The following is a 24,037-nucleotide window of genomic DNA, read 5'->3' on the forward strand; positions in this document are numbered from 1 at the left end:
TAAGCGTAGCGATTGAGAACATCAGAGATATTCAGAAAGGATATGAAAAAGATGAAAAAACCAGTATTAGTGATCATGGCAGCAGGAATGGGGAGCCGCTACGGCGGACTGAAGCAGATCGATCCGGTGGACAAAGAGGGACACATCATCATGGATTTTTCCATGTACGATGCAAAGAGAGCCGGATTTGAGAAAGTGATCTTTATTATCAAGAAAGAGATCGAGGAAGACTTTAAGAACACAGTCGGAAACCGCATGAGCGAGATCATGGAGGTAGAGTACGCCTACCAGGATCTCCACAATGTCCCGGAAGGATTTGACGTGCCGGAGGGAAGGGTAAAACCCTGGGGAACCGCTCACGCTGTCCTCTCAGCCATCGATCTGATCGACGGGCCTTTTGCGGTCATCAACGCGGATGACTACTATGGAAAAGAGGCCTTCCAGGTGATCTACGATTACCTGTCCACTCACGAGGATGATGAGAAATACCGCTATACCATGGTGGGATACCAGCTTGGAAACACAGTGACGGACAACGGACATGTGGCCAGAGGACTGTGCGACATGAACGCGGCCGGAGAGCTGACAGGCATCCACGAGCGCACCCGCATCGAGAAGAGGGAGGGCGGCATTGCCTACTCTGAGGACGACGGGGAGACATGGGTATCTGTGCCGGCAGACACGACAGTCTCCATGAACATGTGGGGATTCACAAGGAGCATCCTGGACGAGATCAAAAAAGGGTTCCCGGCCTTCCTGGAGGAGGGGCTTAAGACGAATCCCATGAAATGCGAGTACTTCCTTCCGTCTGTAGTCAGTGACCTGATCGGACAGGACAAGGCATCCGTGGCAGTGCTCCACTCTGCGGATAAATGGTACGGCGTCACATACAAGGAGGACAAGCCGGTAGTCATGGCTGCCATCCAGAAGCTGAAAGACGATGGCGTATACCCGCAGCACCTGTGGGAACAGAAATAGGCCAGGAAGAAAAATCCGCAATATATTTATAGTTTCGGCCACTATTATTATAGAAATCAAGTGACAGCCAAACTATAATTACAGTATAAACAGGAAAACAGATCCAAAAAGGAGGAGACCACCATGACGATTTTAATCACAGGAGGAGCCGGATACATCGGAAGCCATACGGCTCTGGAACTGCTGAACGAGGGATACGATGTAGTTGTATTTGACAATCTGAGCAATTCTTCCCAGGAGTCCTTAAGACGTGTGGAGGAGCTGACAGGGAAGCAGGTATGCTTCTATGAGGGAGATGTGCAGGACGAGGATGCGCTCCGCGCCATGTTCAAGGAGCAGAAGATCGATGCAGTCATCCACTGTGCGGCTCTGAAGGCAGTGGGCGAGTCTGTGCAGAAACCTCTCGAGTACTACCAGAACAACATTTCCGGAACCCTGACACTTCTGAAAGTTATGCGGGAAGTGGGCGTGAAGAACATCGTGTTCAGCTCTTCCGCCACTGTGTACGGAAGCCCGGAGGAGATGCCCATCACAGAGGCCTGCCCAAAGGGACAGTGCACCAATCCATACGGCTGGACAAAATCCATGATGGAGCAGATCATGTCAGATGTGCAGAAGGCTGATCCGTCCTGGAACGTGATCCTCCTGCGCTACTTCAACCCGGTTGGAGCCCACAAGAGCGGACGCATCGGAGAGGACCCGAAGGGTATCCCCAACAACCTGATGCCCTACATCTCACAGGTTGCTGTCGGAAAGCTGGAGAAGCTTGGCGTGTTTGGAAATGACTACGACACACCGGACGGGACCGGCGTCCGCGACTACATCCATGTGGTGGACCTGGCCATCGGGCATGTGAAGGCCATCAACTATATCTTCACAAATCCGGGACTGGATGTCATCAACCTGGGAACCGGCCAGGGTTACTCTGTCCTGGATATGGTGAAGGCTTTCTCCAAGGCATGCGGTAAGGAGATCCCCTACGAGATCAAACCCCGCCGTGAGGGAGACATTGCCATGTGCTACGCAGACCCCTCCAAGGCAGCTAAGGTGCTTGGCTGGAAGGCCGAGAGAGGACTGGACGAGATGTGCGAGGACACATGGAGATGGCAGTCACAGAACCCCAACGGATACGAGAAATAGATCCGGGAAAAACAAAAGACAGATATACAGGCAGGGGCGCAGGCCGGCAGAAGGCCGCCCCCTGCCTTTTCTCTTTTCTTTTCCGCAGAAAAGTGCTATAATACGGTGAGCAGCTTTTTAGTTTTTTCGAGGGAACGGATATGAAAAAGAAAGCAAAACAAAATGTGCGCCTGAAGGGACAACTGAAGCTCTATATGCAGTGGCCGGCGTTTATGACCATCCTCCTGATCGCCATGAATATATGGATCTACCGCCTGGATAAGCGGGCCGGTGTGCTGATGCTGTTCTTCGTCCTGATCTATATTGCGATCGTGGGGATCATGTATGTCTACAGTAAATCCCTTGTCATGAAGGACCTGGTGGACTTTGCGGCGCAGTATGGAATCATACAGAACACGCTTCTGAAAAAGCTGGCAGTGCCCTATGCCCTCCTGCTGGAGGACGGCAGACTCATGTGGATGAACGACCAGTTCAGAGAGATCCTGGGCAGCAAGCTGAAGGGGGAGGCGGTGCTGAGCCGGTATATACCCGAGCTGAACCGGAGCATTTTCCCCAGGGAAGAGGATCAGATCGTGGAGATGGAGGTTTACTACCACGACAAGGAGTACCGGGCTGAACTGCGGAAGGTGTCCGTGGAGGGCTTCAGCGACTCCGAGCGCCTTCTGGACATGCCGGAGGAGAAGGAGTACTTTATCGCTGTCTACCTGTCCGATGTGACAGAGCTGAACACGGCGCTGCGCCAGAATGAAGAGCAGCGGCTTGTGGCCGGCCTTATTTACATTGACAACTATGATGAGATGATCGACAGTGTGGAGGAGGTGCGCCAGAGTCTTCTGGTGGCTCTCATCGACAGGAAGATCAACCAGTATATCGCGCGTCTGGACGGCATTGTCAAGAAGATGGAGACGGACAAGTATTTTATTGTCATGAAGAAGTCCTGCTTCAAGGAACTGGAGGCGGACCGGTTTTCTCTCCTTGAGGACGTGAAGGCCATCAACATCGGGAACAGCATCCCGGCCACCTTAAGTATCGGCCTGGGTCTGAGCAAGAACGCCTATGTGCAGAGCTACACCTACGCCAGAGCGGCCATCGACCTGGCGCTTGCAAGAGGCGGCGACCAGGCGGTCATCAAGGACTGCAATGGCATTACCTACTACGGAGGCAAGAGGGAGCTGACCTCCAAGAATACCAGGGTGAAAGCCAGAGTGAAGGCGGAGGCTCTGCGGGAGTTCATCACAGTGAATGACACCATTCTCGTCATGGGGCACAAGATGACAGACATGGATTCCTTTGGCGCTGCCATCGGCATTTACCGGGCTGCAGCCGCGCTGGAGAAGAAGGCCCACATTGTTATCAACGACGTGTCAGCCACGATCCGGCCATTGTATGAGGAGTTTGTGGAGCATCCCTCCTACCCGGATGACATGTTCGTCACATCCGGGGAAGCCAAGGAGATGACAGGTGACAGCTCCATGGTCATTGTGGTGGACACCAACCGGCCGGGTATGACGGAGTGCCCGGAGCTCCTGAACATGACCCGCACTATCGTGGTCTTCGACCACCACAGGCAGGGAAGCGACAATATCGACAACGCCCTTTTGTCCTACATCGAGCCCTATGCCTCCTCGTCCTGCGAGATGGTTTCCGAGGTGCTCCAGTATATCACGGACGATGTGAAGATACCGGCCGTGGAGGCCAACAGCCTGTATGCGGGCATTGTCATTGACACCAACAACTTTATGAACAAGACCGGCGTGCGTACCTTTGAGGCGGCCGCCTTCCTGCGCCGCTGCGGGGCAGATATCCCCTTTGTACGGAAGATGCTGAGGGACGATATGAAGTCCTATCAGGCCAAGGCCGGCATCATCAGCAGCGCAGAGGTATACCGCGATATATTTGCCATCGCCCGGGGGGAGGATCTCCATATCGAGAGCCCCACCATTATCGGCGCACAGGCAGCCAACGAGCTGCTGGACATCGACGGCATCAAGGCTACCTTCGTGCTCACTGCCTACAATGGAAGGATCTATGTCAGCGCAAGATCCATCGACGAGGTGAACGTGCAGGTCATCATGGAGAAGCTGGGCGGAGGCGGCCACATGAATGCCTCCGGCGCGCAGTTTGACCACACCAACATGAATGAGGCAGTGACATCCCTCAAGAGAGTCATCGATGAAATGATAGAAAAAGGAGATTTATAGATGAAAGTTATTTTACTGCAGGACGTAAAATCCCTTGGGAAAAAGGGAGACATCGTGGAAGTGAACGACGGATACGCAAGAAACTTCCTTCTCAAGACAAAGAAGGGCGTGGAAGCGAACAATAAGAATATGAACGACCTGAAGCTCCACAAGGCAAACCAGGACAAGATCGCCCAGGAGCAGCTGGAGGCTGCCCGCGAGCTGGGCAAGAAGCTGGAGGAGAGCAAGGTGACTGTCTCCATCAAGACGGGAGAGGGCGGAAGGGCCTTTGGCTCTGTGTCCTCCAAGGAGATTGCGGCGGCGGCTCAGGAGCAGCTTGGCCTGGATATCGACAAGAAGAAAGTCCAGCTGAAGGAGCAGCTGAAATCCCTGGGAACCTTCCATGTTCCTGTGAAACTTCACCCAAAGGTAACAGCAGAGCTGACAGTAAACGTTACGGAGGAGGCATAGGAAGATGCCGGATATGGAGGAAGCCCTCATCAAGCGTGTCCCGCCCCACAGCATAGAGGCGGAGCAGTCGGTAGTCGGCGCCATGCTGATGGATAAGGATGCCATCATGACCGCTTCCGAGATCATCAGCGGCAGTGATTTCTACCAGACATCATACGGCGTGATCTTTGACTCCATGACGGAGCTTTTTAACGAAGGCAAGCCGGTGGATCTGATCACCCTGCAGGAGAGGCTCAAGGAGAAGAATGTGCCAGAGGAGATCTCCAGTCTGGAGTTCGTCCGAGAGCTGGTGGCAGCAGTGCCCACATCCGCCAATGTGAAATACTATGCGGAGATCGTCTTTGAAAAATCCATGCTCCGGAAGCTCATCAAGGTAAATGATGAGATTTCGGGTGCCTGCTATGCGGGCAGTGAGCCTATGGAGGCTGTCCTTGAGACAGCGGAGAAAAATATATTTGAACTGGCCCAGAAGCGGGGAACCGGGGACTATGTGCCCATCAGGGAAGTGGTCCTGAATGCGCTGGAAAAGATCGAGAAAGCGTCCAAGACCAAGGGAACAGTGACCGGTATCCCCACCGGGTTCCTGGATCTGGACTACAAGCTGTCCGGTCTGCAGCCCTCGGACTTTATCCTGGTGGCAGCCCGTCCTTCCATGGGAAAGACGGCCTTTGTCCTGAATATCGCCCAGCACGCGGCTTTCAAGAGCGGAAAGACGGTGGCTATCTTCAGTCTGGAGATGTCCAAGGAGCAGCTGGTGAACCGTCTTTTCTCCCTGGAGTCCCAGGTGGACTCCCAGTCCCTGCGTACAGGTAATCTGAAGGACGACGACTGGGAGAAGCTCATCGAGAGCGCCGGGATCATTGGAAAATCCAAGCTGATCATAGATGATACGCCGGGTATCTCCATCTCAGAGCTGCGGTCCAAGTGCCGTAAGTTCAAACTGGAGCAGGGGCTGGATCTGATCATCATCGACTACCTGCAGCTTATGAGCGGGCGGGTAGGAGGCCGGTCCGAGTCGAGACAGCAGGAGATCTCAGATATCTCCCGGTCCCTGAAAGGGGTGGCCAGAGAGCTGAATGTGCCTGTCATCTCCCTCTCCCAGCTGAGCCGAGCAGTAGAGCAGCGGCCGGATCACAGACCCATGCTCTCGGACCTGCGTGAGTCCGGTGCCATCGAGCAGGACGCGGACGTGGTCATGTTCATTTACCGGGACGATTATTACAACAAAGATACAGAGACCCCCAACCAGGCGGAGATCATTATCGCAAAACAAAGAAACGGCCCCATAGGGACCGTTCACCTGGCATGGCTGCCGGATTACACGAAGTTTGCAAACCTAACCTGGAAGGAATAGGCGTTTTAACCGCTGGGCCGCTCCCTGGCTTCCGGCAGTCTCTTTTCGAAAGGACTGCTGCTGCCGGATGAGCTGGTCCAGCTTTTTAAATTGTTCTTCTTCCTGCCGCTCTTTTGCGTCCAGAAGGAAGGACATTTCTTTTGTGATCATGGCTGCAAGCACTTCGTTGTTGTTTTCCAGCATGCGTTTTATGCGGAGCTGTTCCCTTGTGCGCTTCATATCGGGAATGAGCGCCTTCAGCTCGTCAAAGGGAACACCCTGCTCGTACAGTTCTTTGATGCAGTTATACAGCTTTGTGTCTTCTTTTGTTGCGCTGCTGAGTGTGTTCAGTGCATTTCCCATATTCATACCCCCTTTATACATAGATGAGTATAACATGTACACCGGGACAAGATTGTCAAAAGGGGTCGGCATCGTGTACGAAAATCCTACAAGAAAAACCTGCAAGAAAATCCTGCGCAAAGCGGTTCCCTGCCTGAAATGAAAAAACAGACCGCCCGCATCAGGTGCAGACAGTCCGCCTTTTTGCTATGTTCATATAAATCTCTGAGAAAAACTTCTCGTCTGGGATTAGCCCTGGGAGATAGCTCCTGTAGGACACTGAGCTGCGCAAGCGCCGCAGTCTACACAAGCGTCTGCATCGATCTCATAGTGATCTGCTCCCTGAGAGATAGCTCCTACTGGACATTCAGCTTCGCAAGCGCCACAGCTTACGCACTCATCACTAATTACATGTGCCATGATATATTCCTCCTTTGACTATTGTCGTTATTTATACATATAATAATACAAAAGCTGCAAATATACAAGACTTAGTGATGTTCTAAATTTAGCACAATTTTGCCTTTTTGTACGCCGCCAGGATGATCTGGCGGGCAGCGGCGGCCTCCTCCTTTGTGGCTTCACGGGTTCCCTCCAGGGGATAGGGAAGGCCCAGCTTTTCATACTTTACCTTACCCAGTGTGTGGTAGGGGAGCACGTCCAGAGCCTGCACATTGTGCAGGGAGGCCATGAAGGTGCCCAGACCTTCCAGATACTCCCGATAGAGCGTGATGCCGGGGACCACCACATGGCGGATCCACACGGGGATGCCCTGCTCGTCCAGATGCCGGGCAAATGCCAGGATCTGGCGGTTGGAATGGCCGGTCAGGCTCTGGTGCTTTACGTCGGATATGTGCTTGATATCCAGCAGTACCAGGTCTGTCAGAGCTAAAAGTTCTGCAAGCTGTGTCATAAACCGCTCGTTGTGGGGATTGAACATGATCCCCGAAGAGTCGATGCAGGTATGGATATGATTTCGTTTCAGATCCCGGAACAGTTCGATGAGAAAGTCCATCTGCATCATGGGTTCTCCTCCTGTCACTGTCACGCCGCCGTTGCGGTAGAAGGGGAGATTGGAATAAAACCCCTCCAGGACCTCATGGACGCTCATGAGGGTTCCCTTCCCGTACTCCCAGGTGTCCGGGTTGTGACAGTACCGGCACCGCATGGGACAGCCCTGGAAAAATACGACATAGCGTATGCCGGGGCCGTCCACCGTGCCGCAGCTCTCGATGGAGTGGATATATCCTTTACATTCCCTCATGGAAGGTACGTGAGATGACATCGTCCTGCTGTTCCTTTGTCAGCTTATTGAAGTTGACCGCGTACCCGGACACACGCACGGTGAGCTGGGGATATTTTTCCGGGTGCTTCTGGGCGTCCAGAAGGGTCTCGCGGGTGAACACATTTACGTTCAGATGGTGTCCTCCCTGCTCCACATAACCGTCTAACATTGTCACAAGATTGTCTACCTGCTGCTGATTTACTGCCATAATGTTACTCTCCTTTCTTAATTGTACTGTCTGTTATTCTCTGTCAATGCTCTCCTCAATGTTGGGGATGTTGCATGCCATGTTGGCGCATTCGTCTTCCAGCCTGTCTATATCCAGGTCGCCGGCGAAGATGCGGTCGTCTTTTCCAAGAGCCCCCGGAATGATGGAGAAGGTGTTGGAAATGCCGTCCTGGGCGTGGCGGAAGGGGATCTTTGCCACAGATGCCAGGGAGGCGAGAGCGCCGTGGGTGTCACGTCTGTGCATGGGGTTGGCGCCGGGAGCCAGAGGCTCGCCCTGCTTTCTTCCGTCCGGTGTGTTTCCTGTCTTCTTGCCGTACACTACGTTGGAGGTGATGGTCAGGATGGACATGGTGGGGATGGAGTGGCGGTAGGTGTGGTGCTTGCGGATCTTGTCCATGAATGTGCGGACGATCTCCACAGCGATCTCATCTACTCTGTCGTCGTTGTTTCCGTATTTGGGGAAATCTCCCTCCACCTCGTAGTCCACTACAAGGCCGTCCTCGTCCCGGATGGGTTTTACCTTGGCGTACTTGATGGCGGACAGGGAGTCGGCCACCACAGAGAGACCTGCGATGCCGGTGGCGAAGTACCGTTTTACCTCCCGGTCGTGGAGGGCCATCTGCAGTTTCTCATAGCAGTATTTGTCGTGCATGTAGTGGATGACGTTCAGGGTGTTCACATAGAGACCTGCCAGCCACTCCATCATGTCGTCAAATTTCTGCATTACATCGTCGTACTCCAGATATTCGGTGTCCACCGGGCGGTATCTGGGGCCTATCTGCACTTTCATGCGCTCGTCCACACCGCCGTTGATGGCGTAGAGAAGGCATTTTGCCAGGTTGGCGCGGGCGCCGAAGAACTGCATCTCCTTGCCCACCCGCATGGAGGAAACGCAGCATGCAATGGCGTAGTCGTCGCCGTGGGTAGCACGCATCAGATCGTCGTTCTCGTACTGGATGGAGGAAGTCTTGATGGACATCTTTGCGCAGTACTCCTTGAAGGTCCTGGGAAGTCTTGTGGACCACAGGACAGTCAGGTTCGGCTCCGGTGCGGTGCCCAGGTTGTCCAGGGTGTGGAGGTAGCGGAAAGAAGTCCTTGTCACCAGCGGACGCCCGTCGATGCCCACGCCTCCGATGGACTCTGTTACCCAGGTAGGATCCCCGGAGAAGAGGGAATTATACTCCGGTGTGCGGGCGAATTTGACAAGGCGCAGCTTCATGATGAAGTGGTCGATATACTCCTGTGCCTGCTCCTCTGTGATAAGGCCTCTGTCCAGATCTCTCTGGATATAGATGTCCAGGAAGGTGGAAGTACGGCCAAGACTCATAGCGGCGCCATTCTGCTCCTTGACAGCTGCCAGATAGCCGAAGTAGAGCCACTGGATGGCCTCCTTTGCGTTCTTTGCCGGCTTGCTGATGTCAAATCCGTAGATGTCTCCCAGTTCTTTCAGCTCGCCCAGGGCCCGGATCTGCTCGGCCAGCTCTTCCCGCAGGCGGATGTTGTCGCCGGTCATGCGGACCAGGGAGGTGGCGAGCTGCTGCTTTTTGTCCTCAATGAGCCAGTCTGTTCCATACAGGGCTACCCGGCGGTAGTCGCCGATGATGCGGCCTCTGCCGTAGGCGTCCGGAAGACCGGTGATGATGGCTGATTTTCTCGCCAGACGCATCTCGGGAGTGTACACGTCAAACACACCCTGGTTGTGGGTCTTCCTGTATTTTGTGAAGATCTCCACCACTTCCGGGTCCACTTCGTAGCCATTTTCGTGGCAGGCGTTCTGGGCCATGCGGATGCCGCCGAAAGGCTGCAGGGAGCGCTTGAAAGGTTTGTCTGTCTGGAAGCCCACGATCTGCTCCAGATCCTTGTTCAGGTAGCCGGGGCCGTGGGAGGTGATGCCGGAGACGATCTTTGTGTCCATGTCCAGGACGCCGCCTGCCTCACGCTCTTTCTTTGAGAGTTCCATGACCTGGTCCCAGAGCTTTCTGGTGGCCTCTGTGGGGCCAGTAAGGAAAGAGTCATCTCCCTCGTAGGGTGTGTAGTTATTCTGAATAAAATCGCGCACATTTACGGAAGTGCGGTTCCATCTGCCCGGACGGAAACCGTCCCAGCTCTCTGCGATCCAATTTTTTTCCATGTATGATCCTCCTCTAAAGTGAAATAGTAACAGTGGTAATCCGTTGTGCCCTTATTATATGAGAACGGGTATCATTTAGTCAATAGATGGATTGTATTTATTTGTATACAGTATACAAAAAATGATAAAAATTATACACGAGTTCCCGGCATGGGCTAAATTTAAGAAATTTTTCAACATTTTTTCAATATTTTGGTGTATAGTGTTTGTAGTCAATTTTTCAAAGATGTGGAGTGTTGAGAAAATGAGAAGCTTATGGAGAATTTCGGCACTTCTGGCCAGTGCGGCTGTAGCGCTGGCAGGGTGCGGTCAGACAAAGATCAATGACGGGGAGGAACAGACGACGACCGTCAACAGGACAGAGGAGAAGGTGGACGAGGAGAAGGTACGCCTGGAGGCTCTGGACCCTTCGGCCTACGGGAATGTGGAAGGACTGAATCTGGAGGCGGGTACCTATATATCTGTCATTGGAAAAGCTTCCGGAGGCGATTTCTGGGACAAGGTGAAAGAGGGGGCTGAGAAGGCTGTCTCTGATATCAATGAGGCCCTGGGATATAAAGGGGAGGACCGGGTGCGGATGGTGTACAGCGGCCCCTCTGAGGCGGGCGATGTGGATGAGCAGGTGAATATTCTGGACGAGGAGCTGGCCCGGTATCCCCAGGCCGTGGGCATCTCCATTATAGACTCCCAGTCCGGGGATGTGCAGTTTGATCTGGCTGCTGAGAACGGTATTTCTGTGGTGACATACGACTCTCTGAGCAATTACCAGAACGTGATGGCCAAGATCAGCACGGACAATGACGCAGCCGGAGCGGAGGCGGCAGACCACCTGGCTGAGACTATGGGAGATAAAGGGAAAGTCCTGATTTTTGCCCACGACTCCAGGTCCCTGACCACCCAGGAGAGAGTGGACGGCTTTGCCCAGAAGATGCAGACAGATCATCCTGGGATCACCGTGGGAAACACCTACTATCTGGATGAGCTGGAAGAGCTGAAACAGACCATCGCAGACGAGATCAACGGGGGAACCTACGCCAGGGAAGGGCAGGAGGCAGCGCCCATAGAGGACGAGGGAAACCGCGTCGCTGCAGAGGACATCTCCGATGAGGAGGCCATGGACTATATCTTTGCGAAAAATCCGGATGCCACAGCCATCTACGGCACAAGCGGAGAGGCAGTCATGGCGGCTGTGGAGAACACCCAGCGGCTGGAGAAAGAAGATATGAGCATTGTGGGATTTGACGCTACAGAGGAAGAGGCCCAGGCGCTGGAGGACGGTCTGGTGGAAGGGCTTATCGCCCAGAATCCTTACGGCATGGGCTACGCCACAGTGGTAGCCTGCTCGAGAGCCATTCTGGAGATTGGAAATGAGGCGGAGGTGGATTCCGGCTACATATGGACCACAGCGGACAACATGGAGGACCCGGAAGTGGCCGCCATGCTGTATTAGAGATCCTCTATCCTGCGTGCAGGAGAAAAGAATAGCTTTGCATACAAACAGAAAAAGGAGGGCCACATTTCCGAAGAGGATATTCCGGCGGGAGGGGTGAGAGACTGTCATGCAGGCTCGAACCCCGGAGCCGGCCTCAAGGAAATGTGGCCCTCCTTTTTCGTACCATTTATACAAAGCTAACTGCCTTTTTTGGGCAGGGAGAAGATGAACTCGGTCCCCACCCCCTCGGTGCTGATGACATTGATATTTTCCCCATGTGCCTGGATGGCCTCCCTGACAATGGACAGGCCCAGGCCGGTGCCCTTCTTGTCCTTCCCCCTGGAGGCGTCTGTCTTGTAGAAGCGCTCCCAGATCTTGTTCAGGGAGTCCCTGGGGATGCCGATGCCGTAGTCCTTGACGGAGATGTAGACCTTGTCGCCCCGGTCTGTGGTCTCCACGGTGATGCTGGAGTCCGAATCGCTGAACTTGATGGCATTGTCGATCAGATTGTAGAGAACCTGCTGGATCTTTTTCCGGTCCGCATATACGTTCAGATGTCTGGCAGCCAGAAGGAGCTCAATGGAGATCTTTCTCTTTGTGCAGATGACTTCAAATGTGGCTGCGGTGTTCTTGATGACTTCGTGTATGTCGAAGACTTCCTTGTTCAGGAGAATGTCCTTTGTGTCGAACTCGTTCAGGGTCAGCAGATCCTGGGTCAGATCTGTCAGGCGCTCTGTTTCAAAGAGGATGATATTCAGATATTTCTGCTGCATTTCCGGCGGGATGGTGCCGTCCGTCATAGCCTCCACATAGCCTTTGATGGAAGTGAGGGGAGAGCGGAAGTCGTGGGATACATTTGCCACGAATTTTTTCTGGTAGTCCTCCATATCCCGCAGCTGGGCGGACATGTAGTTCAGGGAGGCGGAGAGGTATCCTATCTCGTCCTGGGTGGTCACCGGGATCTCATACTCCAGGTTGCCGGAGGCGTACTGGGTGGCAGCCTCCGTGATCCTGCGCAGAGGCCGGTACACCAGAAACTGGAAGGCCAGCAGCACAATGAAGGAGAGCAGATAAATGATGATCACCGTGGCGTAGACGGCCTGCATCAGAGTGTTCCGGAAGTCTGCCAGATCCGACACTTCCTTGTGGATCAGCAGATAGCCCTTGGTGGAAAAGCCCTGGATCACCGGCGCGCTGACGGTGAGTACATCCTCCTCAAAATAGCCGTGATAGTCCCCCTCCTGGTAGGTGGCGCTGCCGCTCTCGGCAGGATCGAAGTCCTGGATCTGGGACGGGGCCGAAGGATAGCTGTCCGGACGGGAGGAGAGCAGGATATTCCCCTCTCTGTCCACCAGCCAGACGGCGGCATCCGCATAGGAGGAGAGGCCGTTCAGCTGCATTTTCACCTCGGAGCCTGACAGCAGCCCGCTGAAGTACCCGGGCAGGTAGTCGTTTGCCATGGCGGTTGCCTCTGCGTAGAGGCGGTCCGCCTCCGAGGACTTCAGATTGCTGTATGTGAAGCCGGAGGCCAGGGTGGCCGCGGTGAACAGGCTTAAGAACCCCAGGATGATGTAGACAAGGATGAACTTCAGATAAAGGGTGCTGTTCAGCGGCAGATTATTTTTTCCTGTCTTTTTTCGCGAGAAAAGCATTATTTTACCTCGAATTTATAACCGATGCCCCACACGGTGGCAAGAGACCAGGAGGGATGATCCTTGATCTTCTCCCGGAGACGTTTGATGTGTACGTCCACAGTCCGTGTGTCGCCGATGTACTCGTAGCCCCAGATCTGGTCCAGGAGCTGCTCCCTTGTGAAGACCTGGTTGGGGGAGGAGGCAAGAAAGTAGAGAAGTTCCAGCTCCTTTGGCGGCATGTCCACATTTTTTCCGTCCAGGAGCACAGAATAGTTGGTCAGGTTGATGACAATGCCCGGGTACTCCACGCATTTTCCCCTGTCTTCCACCGGCGCCTCCTGGCGGACGGGCTGGTAGCGGCGCAGGACAGCCCTGACCCGGGCCACCATTTCCTTGGAGTCAAAAGGCTTCATAATATAATCGTCTGCCCCCAGTTCCAGCCCCAGCACCTTGTCAAACACTTCGCCCTTGGCGGAGAGCATGATGATGGGGGTCTGGGAACGGCTGCGGATCTCCCGGCACACCTGGTAGCCGTCGATGCCGGGCAGCATCAGATCCAGGAGAATGAGGCTGGGATGGTACTGGTCAAAAGCTTTCAGCGCCTCCTCTCCGTCGTGAACGATCATGGTGTCAAAGCACTCTTTTGTCAGATACAGAGAGATCAGCTCTGCAATATTTTCATCGTCATCTACGATCAGTATTTTTTGTTTATTTACCATAAATATCCCCCTTGCCTATTTGAATTCCACAATGGTGACACCTGCATCGCCCTCGCCGAAGGCAGCCAGGTGGAAGTCCTTGACGTGCTTCTGCCTGCGCAGGTACTTGTGGATGCCGTTGCGGAGAGCGCCTGTGCCCTTTCCGTGGACGATGCGCACCGGGCTGATGTGGGCCAGGTAGGCGTCGTCCAGATATTTGTCCAGCTCTGCCACGGCCTCGTCCACTGTCTTGCCCAGAAGGTTGATCTCCGGGCTGACGGACAGGGATTTTCCCATCTTCATCTTACCCTGGGAGGTGCGCCGCAGATTCTTGGCAGCTGTGTACACGGGCTGTTCTTCGATGATCTCCAGATCAGAGATGTTGACCTGGGAGTTGAGGATGCCCATCTGTACGTTTACATTTCCTTTTGCGTCGGGGAGGGATGTGACAGTGCCGTTCAGGTTCAGACTCAGGACGCGGACGGACTCGCCCAGCTTAAAATCGCCGGGTTTGTGCTGTTTCTTCGGCTTTGGCGCTGCCAGCTTCTTGCCGGAGCCGGTGGAGGCGATCTTCTTGCGGAGCCGCTCTCTTTCTTTTTCCATCTCCGAGGCGGAGATGTTCTCTTTCCCGAACTTCCGGAAGTTTTTCATGGTCTCGTCGGCCATTTCCTTGGCCTCTTCCAGGATAGCCCGGGCCTTGTCATTTGCCTCCTCCAGGATGCGGTCCCGCTGGGCATCCAGTTTGGCCTGTCTTGCCGCGGTCTCGCTCTTCATCTTCTCCAGCTCCCGCCTGTAGGCGCTGATCTCCTCTTTTTCCCTGTCAATGATGCGGCGGCTCTGCTCCAGATTGGTCAGCAGATCTTCAAAGGACTCCTCCTGGTCGGAGAGATGCTTTCTGGCCTCATCGATGATATAGTCCGGAAGCCCCAGCCTGCTGGAGATGGCAAAGGCGTTGCTCTTGCCGGGAATGCCGATGAGGAGACGGTAGGTGGGGCGCAGCGTAGCCACGTCAAACTCGCAGGAGGCATTTTCCACTCCCTCGGTGGAGAGGGCGAAGACTTTCAGCTCGCTGTAGTGGGTGGTGGCCATGGTGCGGATCCCCTGCCGGTGAAGGTGCTCCAGGATGGCGATGGCCAGGGCGGCTCCCTCGGTGGGGTCCGTGCCGGCGCCCAGCTCGTCGAAGAGAACCAGGCTGTCCGGAGTGATATGTTTCAAAAAGGATACAATATTTGTCATGTGGGAGGAGAAAGTGCTGAGACTCTGCTCAATACTCTGCTCGTCTCCGATATCTGCGAATACATTTGTAAATACTCCCAGCTCGGAGCGGTCCAGGGCGGGGATGTGGAGGCCTGCCTGCCCCATCAGGGTGAAGAGGCCTACAGTCTTCAAAGAGACCGTCTTTCCACCGGTGTTGGGACCTGTGATGATGAGAAGGTCAAAGTCCTCCCCCAGTGTCAGGGAGATGGGGACAACCTTTTTCTGGTCCAGAAGGGGGTGGCGCCCCTGGCGGATCCGTATTCTCCTTTCATTATTAAAGAGAGGGCGGCTGGCGTTCATGGAGAGGGAAAGAGCGCCCCTTGCAAAGATGAAATCCAGCTCTGTCATGGCCTTGTAGTCGGCCCGGATAGCGTCCACATACTGGGCGGTCTCATTGCTCAAGTCCGCCAGGATGACCTGGATCTCCTCCTGCTCTTTCCCGTAAAGCTCCTTCAGGTCATTGTTCAGCTTGACAATGGACATGGGCTCAATGAACAGGGTGGAGCCGGTGGAGGACTGGTCGTGTATCATGCCCGGCACCTGGCTTCTGTACTCTGCCTTCACGGGGATGCAGTACCTGTCCCCCCTCATGGTGATGAGGGCGTCCTGCAGATAGCTGCGCAAAGGCCCGTTCACAAGGGAGGTCAGGGTGGAGTGGATCTTGTCTCCCGCCAGGCTGATCTGCCGGCGGATGTGCTTCAGCCCCGGGCTGGCTTCGTCGCTGATCTCCTCTTCGCTGATGATGCAGCGGTCGATCTCAGTTGCCAGTCTGGTGAGGGGCTCGATCTGATCGAAGTAGACATCCAGGCAGTCGGCGGTCTCGTCCACTGTCTCGTGGCGTCCGTAAGCCTTGGCCCGGCCGGCGGCTTTTAAGACTTTGCAGATCCTAAGGAGCTCTCCGGCCCCTAAGGTGCCGCCGATCTCCAGGCGTTTCAGGGAGTCGCTGACCGGATCACAGCCGGAAAAAGAAAGGCGGCCTTTTTTCACGATCCGTGAAAAGGCGGCCTGGGTCTGCTCCTGGGCGGTCTCGATCTTGTTGATATCTGTGTATGGTTTTAAAGAGCGGCAGGACCGGACGCCCCCCGGGCAGGTGGCCTGGGCGGTGAGAAGGTCCACGATCTTGTCGAATTCCAGTTTTGTCAGTGTTTTATGATTCATGTACGTTCACCTGTATAATTTTATGGGTCGCAGACATGGCATCCGCGATGTGGTTATTATACTCCATTTACAGGGGAAAGAAAAGGATAATTATTGAACATTGCGGGGGGATATTGTATACTAAAACAAGGATTGCACAAGGAGAAGATGGGTCATGGAATATCATGAAAATCCTGAAGAGAGCAGAGAGGAAAACGAAGGAGAAAAGAAAGAAGAATTTTCCTTTATGCAGGAAACCATCAAGGATGAGAATGGCGGATACAGGAAGATCCGCAATACAGTCTTGAAATATGCGGGCCTGGGTCTGATATTCGGACTTGCGGCCTGTCTGGGATTTTATGCCCTCAGACCATGGGTGGAGAACCGGTTTTCCAGCAATCCCGAGAAGATCACCATCCCGGAGGAGGAAGAGGAGACGCAGGAAGGAGAGGAAGGACAGCAGGAGGAGACTTCACCTGCTCTTACGGTGGATGATTACGAGGAACTGAACCGGGCTCTTGTGAACGTGGCCAATACAGTGAACAGGAGCATGGTAGAGATATCTGTCCAGATTTCGCAGCCTGCGGGGCAGGAGCAGGCACTTGTGGATGAGAACAGTGTGGCGGGGGCTATCTTTGAGGACAATGGCGTGGAGCTGCTGGTGGCCGCCAAGGAGCTGGATGTGCCGGAGGGAGGCTCCCTGCAGGCACGTCTTGCGGACGGCAATTCCTACAGCGTCAGCGTGAAAAAGAGGGATGCCAACCTTGGCATTGCCGTCTACGCCATTGACAAAAACGCTCTGTCAGACACGGCCTGGAACCAGATCCAGACAGCGGTGCTGGGCAGTTCGGGCGGCATTTCCAAGGGAGACCTCGTCATTGCCATAGGCAGTCCCTTCGGGTATTATGGAGGCATGGGCTTTGGCGTGATCTCATCTGCCCGGGAGGTGGTCAGCCGGGCGGACGGAGAGTACAGCCTTCTTTGCACGGATATCGGAGGCAGCAGCAGCGGCACCGGGATCCTTGTCAACACAGACGGACAGATCGTCGGCCTGATCGACCAGGAGCGCCTTTACGAGGATGGAGAGTCCGGGCCTGTGGCGGCCTACGGCATTTCAGACCTGAAGGAGGCGCTGGAATTTTTGTCCAACGGCCAGGCTGTACCCTACATCGGCATCCACGGTGTGACGGTAACGGAGGAGCTGACTGCCGGCCAGGGCATTCCGTCAGGGGTGTATGTGCAGGAGGTGAGCACAGACTCGCCGGCCATGGCGGCAGGGATCCAGAGCGGCGATGTGATCACGGAAGTGGCAGGCACCCAGGTGACCACCCTGTCCGGCTACAACAGCGCCCTGATGCAGCAGGAAGCAGGCGACGAGATCCGCATGAAAGGACAGCGCCAGGGAACCGGAGGCTATGTGGACATCACCTTCCGGGTGACTGTGGGCAGCAGAGAATAGAAAAATAATTAGAAAGAGGCATTTTATATGAGATATATCAACACTCTCTGTGAGGGAGAGACGATCAGGAACATTTACCTGTGCAAGGGAAAACGTTCCGCGGAGACAAGAAACGGCAAACCATACGACAATCTGATCCTCCAGGACAAGACAGGTACTCTGGACGGCAAGGTCTGGGATCCCAATTCCAGCGGCATCGCAGATTATGATGAGATGGATTTCATCGAGGTGTACGGCGAGATCATCAGCTACAACAACGCGCTGCAGCTGAATATCAAGCAGATCCGCAAGGCCTATGAGGACGAGTACAACCCGGCAGACTACATGCCCTCCACAGAGAAAGACCCGGAGGCCATGTACCAGGAGCTTTTATCTTACGGGCGCCAGGTGAAAAACCCGTACCTTCGGAAGATCATAGAATACTACTTTGAAAACGATCCGGAATTTATCAAGAAATTTAAAAACCACTCAGCAGCCAAGACCGTTCACCACGGCTTTGCCGGAGGACTTCTGGAGCACACCTTAAGCGTGGTGCGGTTCTGTGAGTACATGGCAGGGGCTTATCCCATCCTGAACCGGGATCTGCTCTACACAGCGGCCATGTGCCACGACATCGGGAAGATCAGGGAGCTGTCTCCCTTCCCGGCCAATGATTACACAGATGACGGCCAGCTTCTGGGACACATTGTCATCGGTGTTGAGATGATCAGCGACGCCATCCGCACGATCCCGGATTTCCCGGAGGTGCTGGCCAGCGAGCTGAAACACTGTGTCATCGCCCACCACGGCGAGCTGGAGTACGGCTCCCCGAAGAAACCGGCCCTGGCCGAGGCCATGGCCCTCAACTTCGCGGACTGCACGGACGCCAAGATGCAGACACTGACAGAGATCTTCAAGGATAAACAGGGCAACAGGGAGTGGCTGGGGTATAACCGGCTGTTCGAGACAAACCTGCGGCGGACAGAGATGTAAATTGTATAAAATGTATTTGGGGACGTAACAAAGTTCAAAAGTGTTACGTCCCAAATTCATATAAATGGTGTGTAAAAGTGACACAAAGGGGAATGTTTATGCAGAAAAATGATTTGGTGACAGTGCAGATAGAGGATATGGGCACAGGCGGAGAGGGTATCGGCAAGGTGGATGGATGCGCTCTTTTTATTAAGGATGCGATTATCGGAGACCTGGTGGAAGCGAAGATCATGAAGATGAAGAAGAACTACGGGTATGCAAGATTAATGAATATTCTTACGCCCTCACCTGCCCGTCAAAATGCAAGGTGCCGCGAGGCCCGCAGATGCGGCGGGTGTCAGATCCAGGAGATGGATTACAGGCAGCAGCTTGCCTTTAAAAAGGACAAGGTGGAGAATAATCTTCTGCGGCTGGGAGGCGTGCCCCGGGAGATCCTGGAGAGCGCTATGGGAGGGATCATCGGCATGGACGAGCCCTTCCGCTACCGCAACAAAGCCCAGTACCCTGTCGGCCGTGACCGGGAGGGCAGACTGACAGCGGGCTTCTACGCAGGCAGGACCCACCAGATCATCCCGGTGCCGGACATGGACTGCGCCCTGGGAGCGGAAGAAAACCAGGCGGTCCTGGAGAAGATCCTTGCTTTCATGGAAGAACACAGCATTTCGCCATATGACGAGGAGGCGCACGCCGGGCTGGTCCGCCATGTGCTGATCCGAAAAGGATTTACCACAGGGGAGCTGATGGTCTGCCTTGTTATTAACGGGGAAAGTATTCCTCGCAGCGACGTGCTGGCCGAGCGGCTGTCACAGATACCGGGCATGACAAGCATCACATGCAGCATCAATAGAGAGAAGACCAATGTGATCATGGGAAACGAGATCCGGACCATCTGGGGACAGAGTTACATCACCGACTATATCGGTCCTGTGAAATTCCACATTTCGCCCCTCTCTTTTTTCCAGGTCAACCCGGTGCAGACAGAAAAGCTGTACGGCGCCGCTCTGGAATTTGCAGGGCTTACAGGAAAAGAGACCGTGTGGGATCTGTACTGCGGCATCGGAACGATTTCCCTTTTCCTTGCCAGGGAGGCAGGACAGGTGTACGGGGTGGAGATTGTTCCCCAGGCTATCGAAGATGCAAAAAATAATGCCGCAGCCAATGGCATCGAAAACGCCAGATTTCACGTGGGAAAAGCGGAGGAAGTGCTGCCCGACCTGTATGAAAAAGAAGGTATCCGCGCAGATGTGATCGTGGTGGATCCGCCAAGAAAGGGCTGCGAGCAGGCCGTGCTGGAGACCATGGTGAAGATGCAGCCGGAGCGGATCGTGTATGTGAGCTGCGATCCTGCCACGCTGGCCCGGGACGTGAAGTATCTGCGGGAGAGCGGGTATGAGATCAAGAGGGTGAAGGCTGTGGATATGTTTCCGCATACGGTGCATGTGGAGACGGTGTGCCTCTTGAGCAACCGAAAACCGGATACGAAAGTCAGGGTCGATGTGGATCTGGAAGACTATTATCGTATCAAGGACGAACAGAAGAAAAACAAAGCCTCAGAATAAAATATCGAACTTAAAGAGAGCTGCTGATGCAAACAAGCATTAGCGGCTCTTTTCGCATTAAGGGGGCTATGATCTGACTCACGTGATCTTGGATGGCGACGACAATCAATGACAATCACGAAATGGAGGGGATCCGTATGGTGATATTCATTTTTGAGTACTTTTAATAGCTGGCTATTCATTTCGGATTCCTCCTGGTTTGCAATAGCCAGCTGTCCTATTAGGCTGGTTATGGTGTATGTGCTTTGCTGGTTCGGATAGGATCGTTCTTGATCAGGGAACGCCAGAATCCGGCAAAGAGACATATTTCCCATGCTCAGGTGTATTATGGCAAATATCGAAACAAAAACCCTAGAAACAGGCATGCCCTATTTTTCGTCTGAAAGAGCAAGAAATGGCGACATTAATGTGAGAGAAGGTTGAGCCCAAAGGGATAGAGCGGACATAGGCGTGTCCGGTTTGTGTAATAAGTTTGTGAAAAATTATTTGCACTCACAAATAGAGGAAAATGATAGATAAATATAAATAAATAACAACAAATTGCTTGAAAAATCTGCGGAGCTGAGCTATACTAACGATGGTTTATTGTGTCTATTTGGAGCGGAGCGAGGAAGAAGAGATGACTGATAACATTAACGATAAATGGATAAGCATCGAAGAAGCTGCTGAGTATCTGGGTATTAAGCCCGTAACACTTCGCGGGTGGATTCGGAACAAAAAAGATGGTATACCTGCTAACAAGATCGGCAAACAGTGGAAGTTCAAAGTGTCCGAACTTGATGAGTGGGTAAAGAGCGGAAAAAGTGCTATTGATTAATGCCGCAATAGAATCGAAAACCAATGCCAATCTAAGGAGAAAAAGCAAATAGCCGTCAAGAAAACGCAACTATATGCATCGCTATGGGTGAGCTGCGACAAGCTTCGTGTTGGGATGGATTCGTCTGAGTATGCAACAACGAAACAAACGGTTCTGGGATTATGCTATGGTCTGAAGCTGACTATTCCGGAAGCAGAGATGCTTTTAAGCAAGACAGACTTTAGCTAAAAATGTATGTCATCGGAGAATAACGCTTATCGCTGTACTTTGAGATCGTGTGCGGAATTAAGCATTTACGATGTGAATGCGATATTGGAAACGAACGGATATCCGCTGTTTGGAAGTTCTACGGCAGAATAACATATGTAGTGTCAAAGGTAAAACCAAAGAATTATAAATGGGAGGTACACAGCCATGATCAGCAGCCAGATCGACAGCACAATAGGGAAGAGGGAATTTGAGCTTCTCTCTGATCAGGAGCATATGGAAGAAGTGTGGGAAGTAATGCAGCCACGCTTGGAAGAGTACGCAAACAATTATTTAGAAGGCGTCTCCCATTATAAGGATTTACCTTCACCTGGCGACAGTTTTTCAGCGCTCCTTGCGGAAATGATTAGGAAGAATGATAAAGCCCATGATAAGTATTTTGAGATCTTTGATATGGAGCTTATGGAAGAGGAATATGCTGAGGATACGGAGGGTTTCAAGGCGGTTACTTTGAAAAAAGATTGTGACGTTATCCGTAAGACTCTGCAGAGCAAGTCAGAAGCTTTAGGAGAATGGAAAAAGAAATTCTATGGTTGCAAGAGTCAGCAGCTATACGATACGTTCTATAATATGCTGAATTTCGCCATTGAATATGATGAAGAAATGGATGAGGATTCACTTGCTGAGGTTGACGCCATTGATGATATCGGGTTCGCTCAAATGAGTGAGGATGCCTGTTATCAGAGTGGAGTCCTTGGCTTTGGTATCGTTTCAAATATACTGAACCATATGTATCCACGTGTGTTTCCGGGAAATTATAAAGCAGGCGTTTATTCTTTACATTTTCTGACCGGACAGGGCAGGGGCGTCAATATGCCGTCAGACAGTTCGGAGTTCCTGATGGTCAAGGATGATTTCTATTCAAAGACCAGCATTATTGAGACTGAGCACAATTATTATTTTCCTTATGAAACATTTGGGCTTTATACGCTCAGGATTTTCAGATTTTTGGAGGAAAAGATTAAGACGAGATTCCATAAGGAGTTTCCGAGTGGTTATAGATATCTGTTGACAAATGATTTTTATAACTATGTAACTTCGATTCATCGTTCCGACATTGCTACTCTCTGCGGTAATGATGATCTGTTGAAGTTTACAACGATTTGGTAAGTATGGATAAAAGAGAGATATTAAAAAAATATTTTCCAAAGATAGAAGACTTTCACGACGTCCAGGAGCCGACGATTGATGCTCTGATTGATGGTGAAAAGATTCTTTGCTTAATGCCGACAGGCGGGGGGAAATCCCTGATCTATCAGGTGGCGGGTTTGTCGCTTGGTAAAGCAACGCTTGTGATATCGCCGCTTGTTGCACTTATGAGTCAACAGTGCAAGCAGTTGACGGGGGTGGGGCTTCAATCTGTGAACTTTGCTGGGATGGATTACAGGAAACAGTTCAGAACCATTACCGATATGGCGAATGGGGTTCTTCCGAAGTTCATTTTCGCTTCGCCGGAGAGGATTTCCAACGACGGCTATCTGGAATATATGCTTAGTCTGCGGAAAGACGACATTGGTTTGGTGGTCGTGGATGAAGTGCACTGCGTTTCTCAATGGGGTGAAGGCTTCCGTCCGGCATATAGAAATATTCCGTTGTTTATGGACAGGATTTTCGGGAATGATTGGCCACGAATGCTATGCTTAACGGCAACGCTGAATGAAAAGCAGCAAGAACAGATATGCAATGAGTTTAAGATTACGAAGCTAATCAAAGGCGAAAACCTTTGGAGAGAAAATCTTCACTTGGAGATCATAAACCTTAAGGATGGTAAAGAAGAGACAAAGGATGATGAACTGGAGAAGATTATCGAGAATCATCCGGGAGAAAAGATTCTTGTTTTTGTACATCGGAAAAGAGGAAACAAAGGTACAACAAGAATGCTGTATGAAAAGTATAAGGATGTTTACGAAGGTGTAGCTTACTTTGATTCCGATATGGGAGATGGCGATAAGAATGCGGTTATGCGTGGATTTACTGACGGAAGTATTAAGATCGTATTTGCTACATCTGCTTTTGGAATGGGTGTAGATATCGGCGATATCCGAGTTGTAGTCAATTATCTGATTTCTGAAACAGTTGAGCAGTATTATCAGGAAGTAGGCCGGGGAGGTCGTGACGGACAGCCGGCATATGGCTATTTGTTATATACGAATCAGTCAAAACGCGGACGGAGAATGCTGTTAAACCGGACCTTGTGTACGGAGACGACTCTGAATAACGAATGGGAAGATCGTAAGCTCAGTGAGGGGAAATCTTTTGACCATGTCTCCTATGAGACTATGACAGAGGAACAGCGTACTGCGTTTGCTTTGCTTATGGATTATGGCGTCATTTCAATCGTGGCAAAGGGGGTACAGACAATAAAATGCTTTGAAGGGGTAACATCTTCCGGAAAAGCATATTTGGATGAATTAGCGAAATATTCTAAGTCTGGGTTGATGAAAATTATTGCTAAGAAGTCGGATAAGAATATTAATACGATTACATTGGAATTATGGAAGAAGTGCGTTAAAGGGGATCTTCGTATGAAGCTGGCTCCGAGCAAAGCACTTTTTTATACCGTAAAGGAAGAACTGACTGAAGAGCTTGCAAAGAAAATCCTGGATGATCAGGCAGCGAAAAAGGAAGCGAGAGTTGCTGCGTTTGAAAGTTTTGTTGCTGGAATTGAGTCCGGACAGAAGGCAGAGCAGTTGATAAAGAAGGCTCTTGACATATAG

At 52.4% G+C, this 24,037-nt stretch carries 18 protein-coding genes and 1 pseudogene; 12 read left to right on the top strand and 7 right to left on the bottom strand.

From position 1 onward, the window contains the following. Window positions 1-51 precede the first annotated feature (51 nt). The 5 genes from Q5911_RS02845 (at window position 52) to dnaB (ending at window position 6,123) form a co-directional block, all read left to right on the top strand. The gene (locus Q5911_RS02845; protein ID WP_303180820.1) at window positions 52-978 is read left to right on the top strand and encodes a nucleotidyltransferase family protein; all 927 of its coding nucleotides are present in this window, start codon (window positions 52-54) and stop codon (window positions 976-978) included. Between the two features lie 123 nt (window positions 979-1,101). Next, window positions 1,102-2,118, top strand: a complete 1,017-nt coding sequence (galE, locus tag Q5911_RS02850) for a UDP-glucose 4-epimerase GalE (protein ID WP_303180822.1) — start codon at window positions 1,102-1,104, stop codon at window positions 2,116-2,118. A 140-nt stretch (window positions 2,119-2,258) separates the two neighbouring features. Then, the gene (locus tag Q5911_RS02855) at window positions 2,259-4,319 is read left to right on the top strand and encodes a DHH family phosphoesterase (RefSeq protein WP_303180823.1); all 2,061 of its coding nucleotides are present in this window, start codon (window positions 2,259-2,261) and stop codon (window positions 4,317-4,319) included. Beyond that, window positions 4,320-4,769: a 50S ribosomal protein L9 gene (gene rplI, locus Q5911_RS02860; protein ID WP_226395664.1), complete on the top strand. Its 450-nt coding sequence runs from the start codon at window positions 4,320-4,322 to the stop codon at window positions 4,767-4,769. It abuts the gene before it with no gap. Between the two features lie 13 nt (window positions 4,770-4,782). Beyond that, complete coding sequence (gene dnaB, locus Q5911_RS02865; RefSeq protein WP_303180933.1) at window positions 4,783-6,123, top strand: replicative DNA helicase; 1,341 nt, start codon at window positions 4,783-4,785, stop codon at window positions 6,121-6,123. Here the strand turns inward: dnaB and Q5911_RS02870 are convergent. From Q5911_RS02870 to grcA3, 4 genes and pseudogenes are all read right to left on the bottom strand, one after another. Continuing rightward, complete coding sequence (locus Q5911_RS02870) at window positions 6,106-6,465, bottom strand: hypothetical protein (RefSeq protein ID WP_076780260.1); 360 nt, start codon at window positions 6,463-6,465, stop codon at window positions 6,106-6,108. The two genes, dnaB and Q5911_RS02870, sit on opposite strands and share 18 nt — an antisense overlap. Window positions 6,466-6,693: 228 nt before the next feature. After that, window positions 6,694-6,864 (bottom strand): DUF362 domain-containing protein, encoded by a 171-nt coding sequence (locus Q5911_RS02875; protein WP_022319077.1) that lies wholly within the window; start codon window positions 6,862-6,864, stop codon window positions 6,694-6,696. 88 nt (window positions 6,865-6,952) lie between these two features. Continuing rightward, entirely contained in the window at window positions 6,953-7,729 is a 777-nt protein-coding gene (gene pflA / locus Q5911_RS02880) for a pyruvate formate-lyase-activating protein (protein ID WP_331591539.1), read from the bottom strand. Next, window positions 7,695-10,088: pseudogene (gene grcA3, locus Q5911_RS02890) on the bottom strand (autonomous glycyl radical cofactor GrcA3). Before grcA3 ends, pflA begins: the two are co-directional and overlap by 35 nt. Window positions 10,089-10,332: 244 nt before the next feature. Between grcA3 and Q5911_RS02895 the strand changes: the two are divergent. Then, the gene (locus Q5911_RS02895; RefSeq protein ID WP_303180832.1) at window positions 10,333-11,538 is read left to right on the top strand and encodes a substrate-binding domain-containing protein; all 1,206 of its coding nucleotides are present in this window, start codon (window positions 10,333-10,335) and stop codon (window positions 11,536-11,538) included. 179 nt (window positions 11,539-11,717) lie between these two features. Here Q5911_RS02895 and Q5911_RS02900 read toward each other — a convergent pair whose 3' ends face one another. The 3 genes from Q5911_RS02900 to Q5911_RS02910 are packed head-to-tail and all read right to left on the bottom strand — an operon-like array spanning window position 11,718 to window position 16,267. Further along, window positions 11,718-13,130 carry a sensor histidine kinase gene (locus Q5911_RS02900; protein ID WP_303180935.1) on the bottom strand — a complete coding sequence of 471 codons (1,413 nt, stop codon included), beginning with the start codon at window positions 13,128-13,130 and terminating at the stop codon, window positions 11,718-11,720. A gap of 41 nt (window positions 13,131-13,171) precedes the next feature. Beyond that, window positions 13,172-13,873: a response regulator transcription factor gene (locus Q5911_RS02905; protein WP_076780271.1), complete on the bottom strand. Its 702-nt coding sequence runs from the start codon at window positions 13,871-13,873 to the stop codon at window positions 13,172-13,174. A 15-nt stretch (window positions 13,874-13,888) separates the two neighbouring features. Further along, a complete protein-coding gene (locus Q5911_RS02910; RefSeq protein WP_303180834.1) occupies window positions 13,889-16,267 on the bottom strand; it encodes an endonuclease MutS2 in 2,379 nt (792 codons plus the stop codon). Window positions 16,268-16,421: 154 nt separating this feature from the next. Here Q5911_RS02910 and Q5911_RS02915 point away from each other — a divergent pair, with 154 nt between their 5' ends. The 6 genes from Q5911_RS02915 to Q5911_RS02940 all read left to right on the top strand — a co-directional run bounded on the left by Q5911_RS02915 (window position 16,422) and on the right by Q5911_RS02940 (window position 24,037). Continuing rightward, window positions 16,422-17,705: a S1C family serine protease gene (locus Q5911_RS02915; RefSeq protein ID WP_303180836.1), complete on the top strand. Its 1,284-nt coding sequence runs from the start codon at window positions 16,422-16,424 to the stop codon at window positions 17,703-17,705. 27 nt (window positions 17,706-17,732) lie between these two features. After that, window positions 17,733-18,677 carry a 3'-5' exoribonuclease YhaM family protein gene (locus Q5911_RS02920; RefSeq protein WP_226394473.1) on the top strand — a complete coding sequence of 315 codons (945 nt, stop codon included), beginning with the start codon at window positions 17,733-17,735 and terminating at the stop codon, window positions 18,675-18,677. A 98-nt stretch (window positions 18,678-18,775) separates the two neighbouring features. Then, window positions 18,776-20,236: a 23S rRNA (uracil(1939)-C(5))-methyltransferase RlmD gene (rlmD, locus tag Q5911_RS02925; RefSeq protein ID WP_303180838.1), complete on the top strand. Its 1,461-nt coding sequence runs from the start codon at window positions 18,776-18,778 to the stop codon at window positions 20,234-20,236. A gap of 619 nt (window positions 20,237-20,855) precedes the next feature. After that, a complete protein-coding gene (locus Q5911_RS02930) occupies window positions 20,856-21,053 on the top strand; it encodes a helix-turn-helix domain-containing protein (RefSeq protein ID WP_281725270.1) in 198 nt (65 codons plus the stop codon). A 414-nt stretch (window positions 21,054-21,467) separates the two neighbouring features. Then, window positions 21,468-22,430, top strand: a complete 963-nt coding sequence (locus Q5911_RS02935; protein ID WP_303180842.1) for a hypothetical protein — start codon at window positions 21,468-21,470, stop codon at window positions 22,428-22,430. A 2-nt stretch (window positions 22,431-22,432) separates the two neighbouring features. Further along, the gene (locus Q5911_RS02940) at window positions 22,433-24,037 is read left to right on the top strand and encodes a RecQ family ATP-dependent DNA helicase (RefSeq protein ID WP_281725268.1); all 1,605 of its coding nucleotides are present in this window, start codon (window positions 22,433-22,435) and stop codon (window positions 24,035-24,037) included.

The organism is Lachnoclostridium phocaeense (genome assembly GCF_959599685.1).
GTDB lineage: Bacteria > Bacillota > Clostridia > Lachnospirales > Lachnospiraceae > Claveliimonas > Claveliimonas monacensis.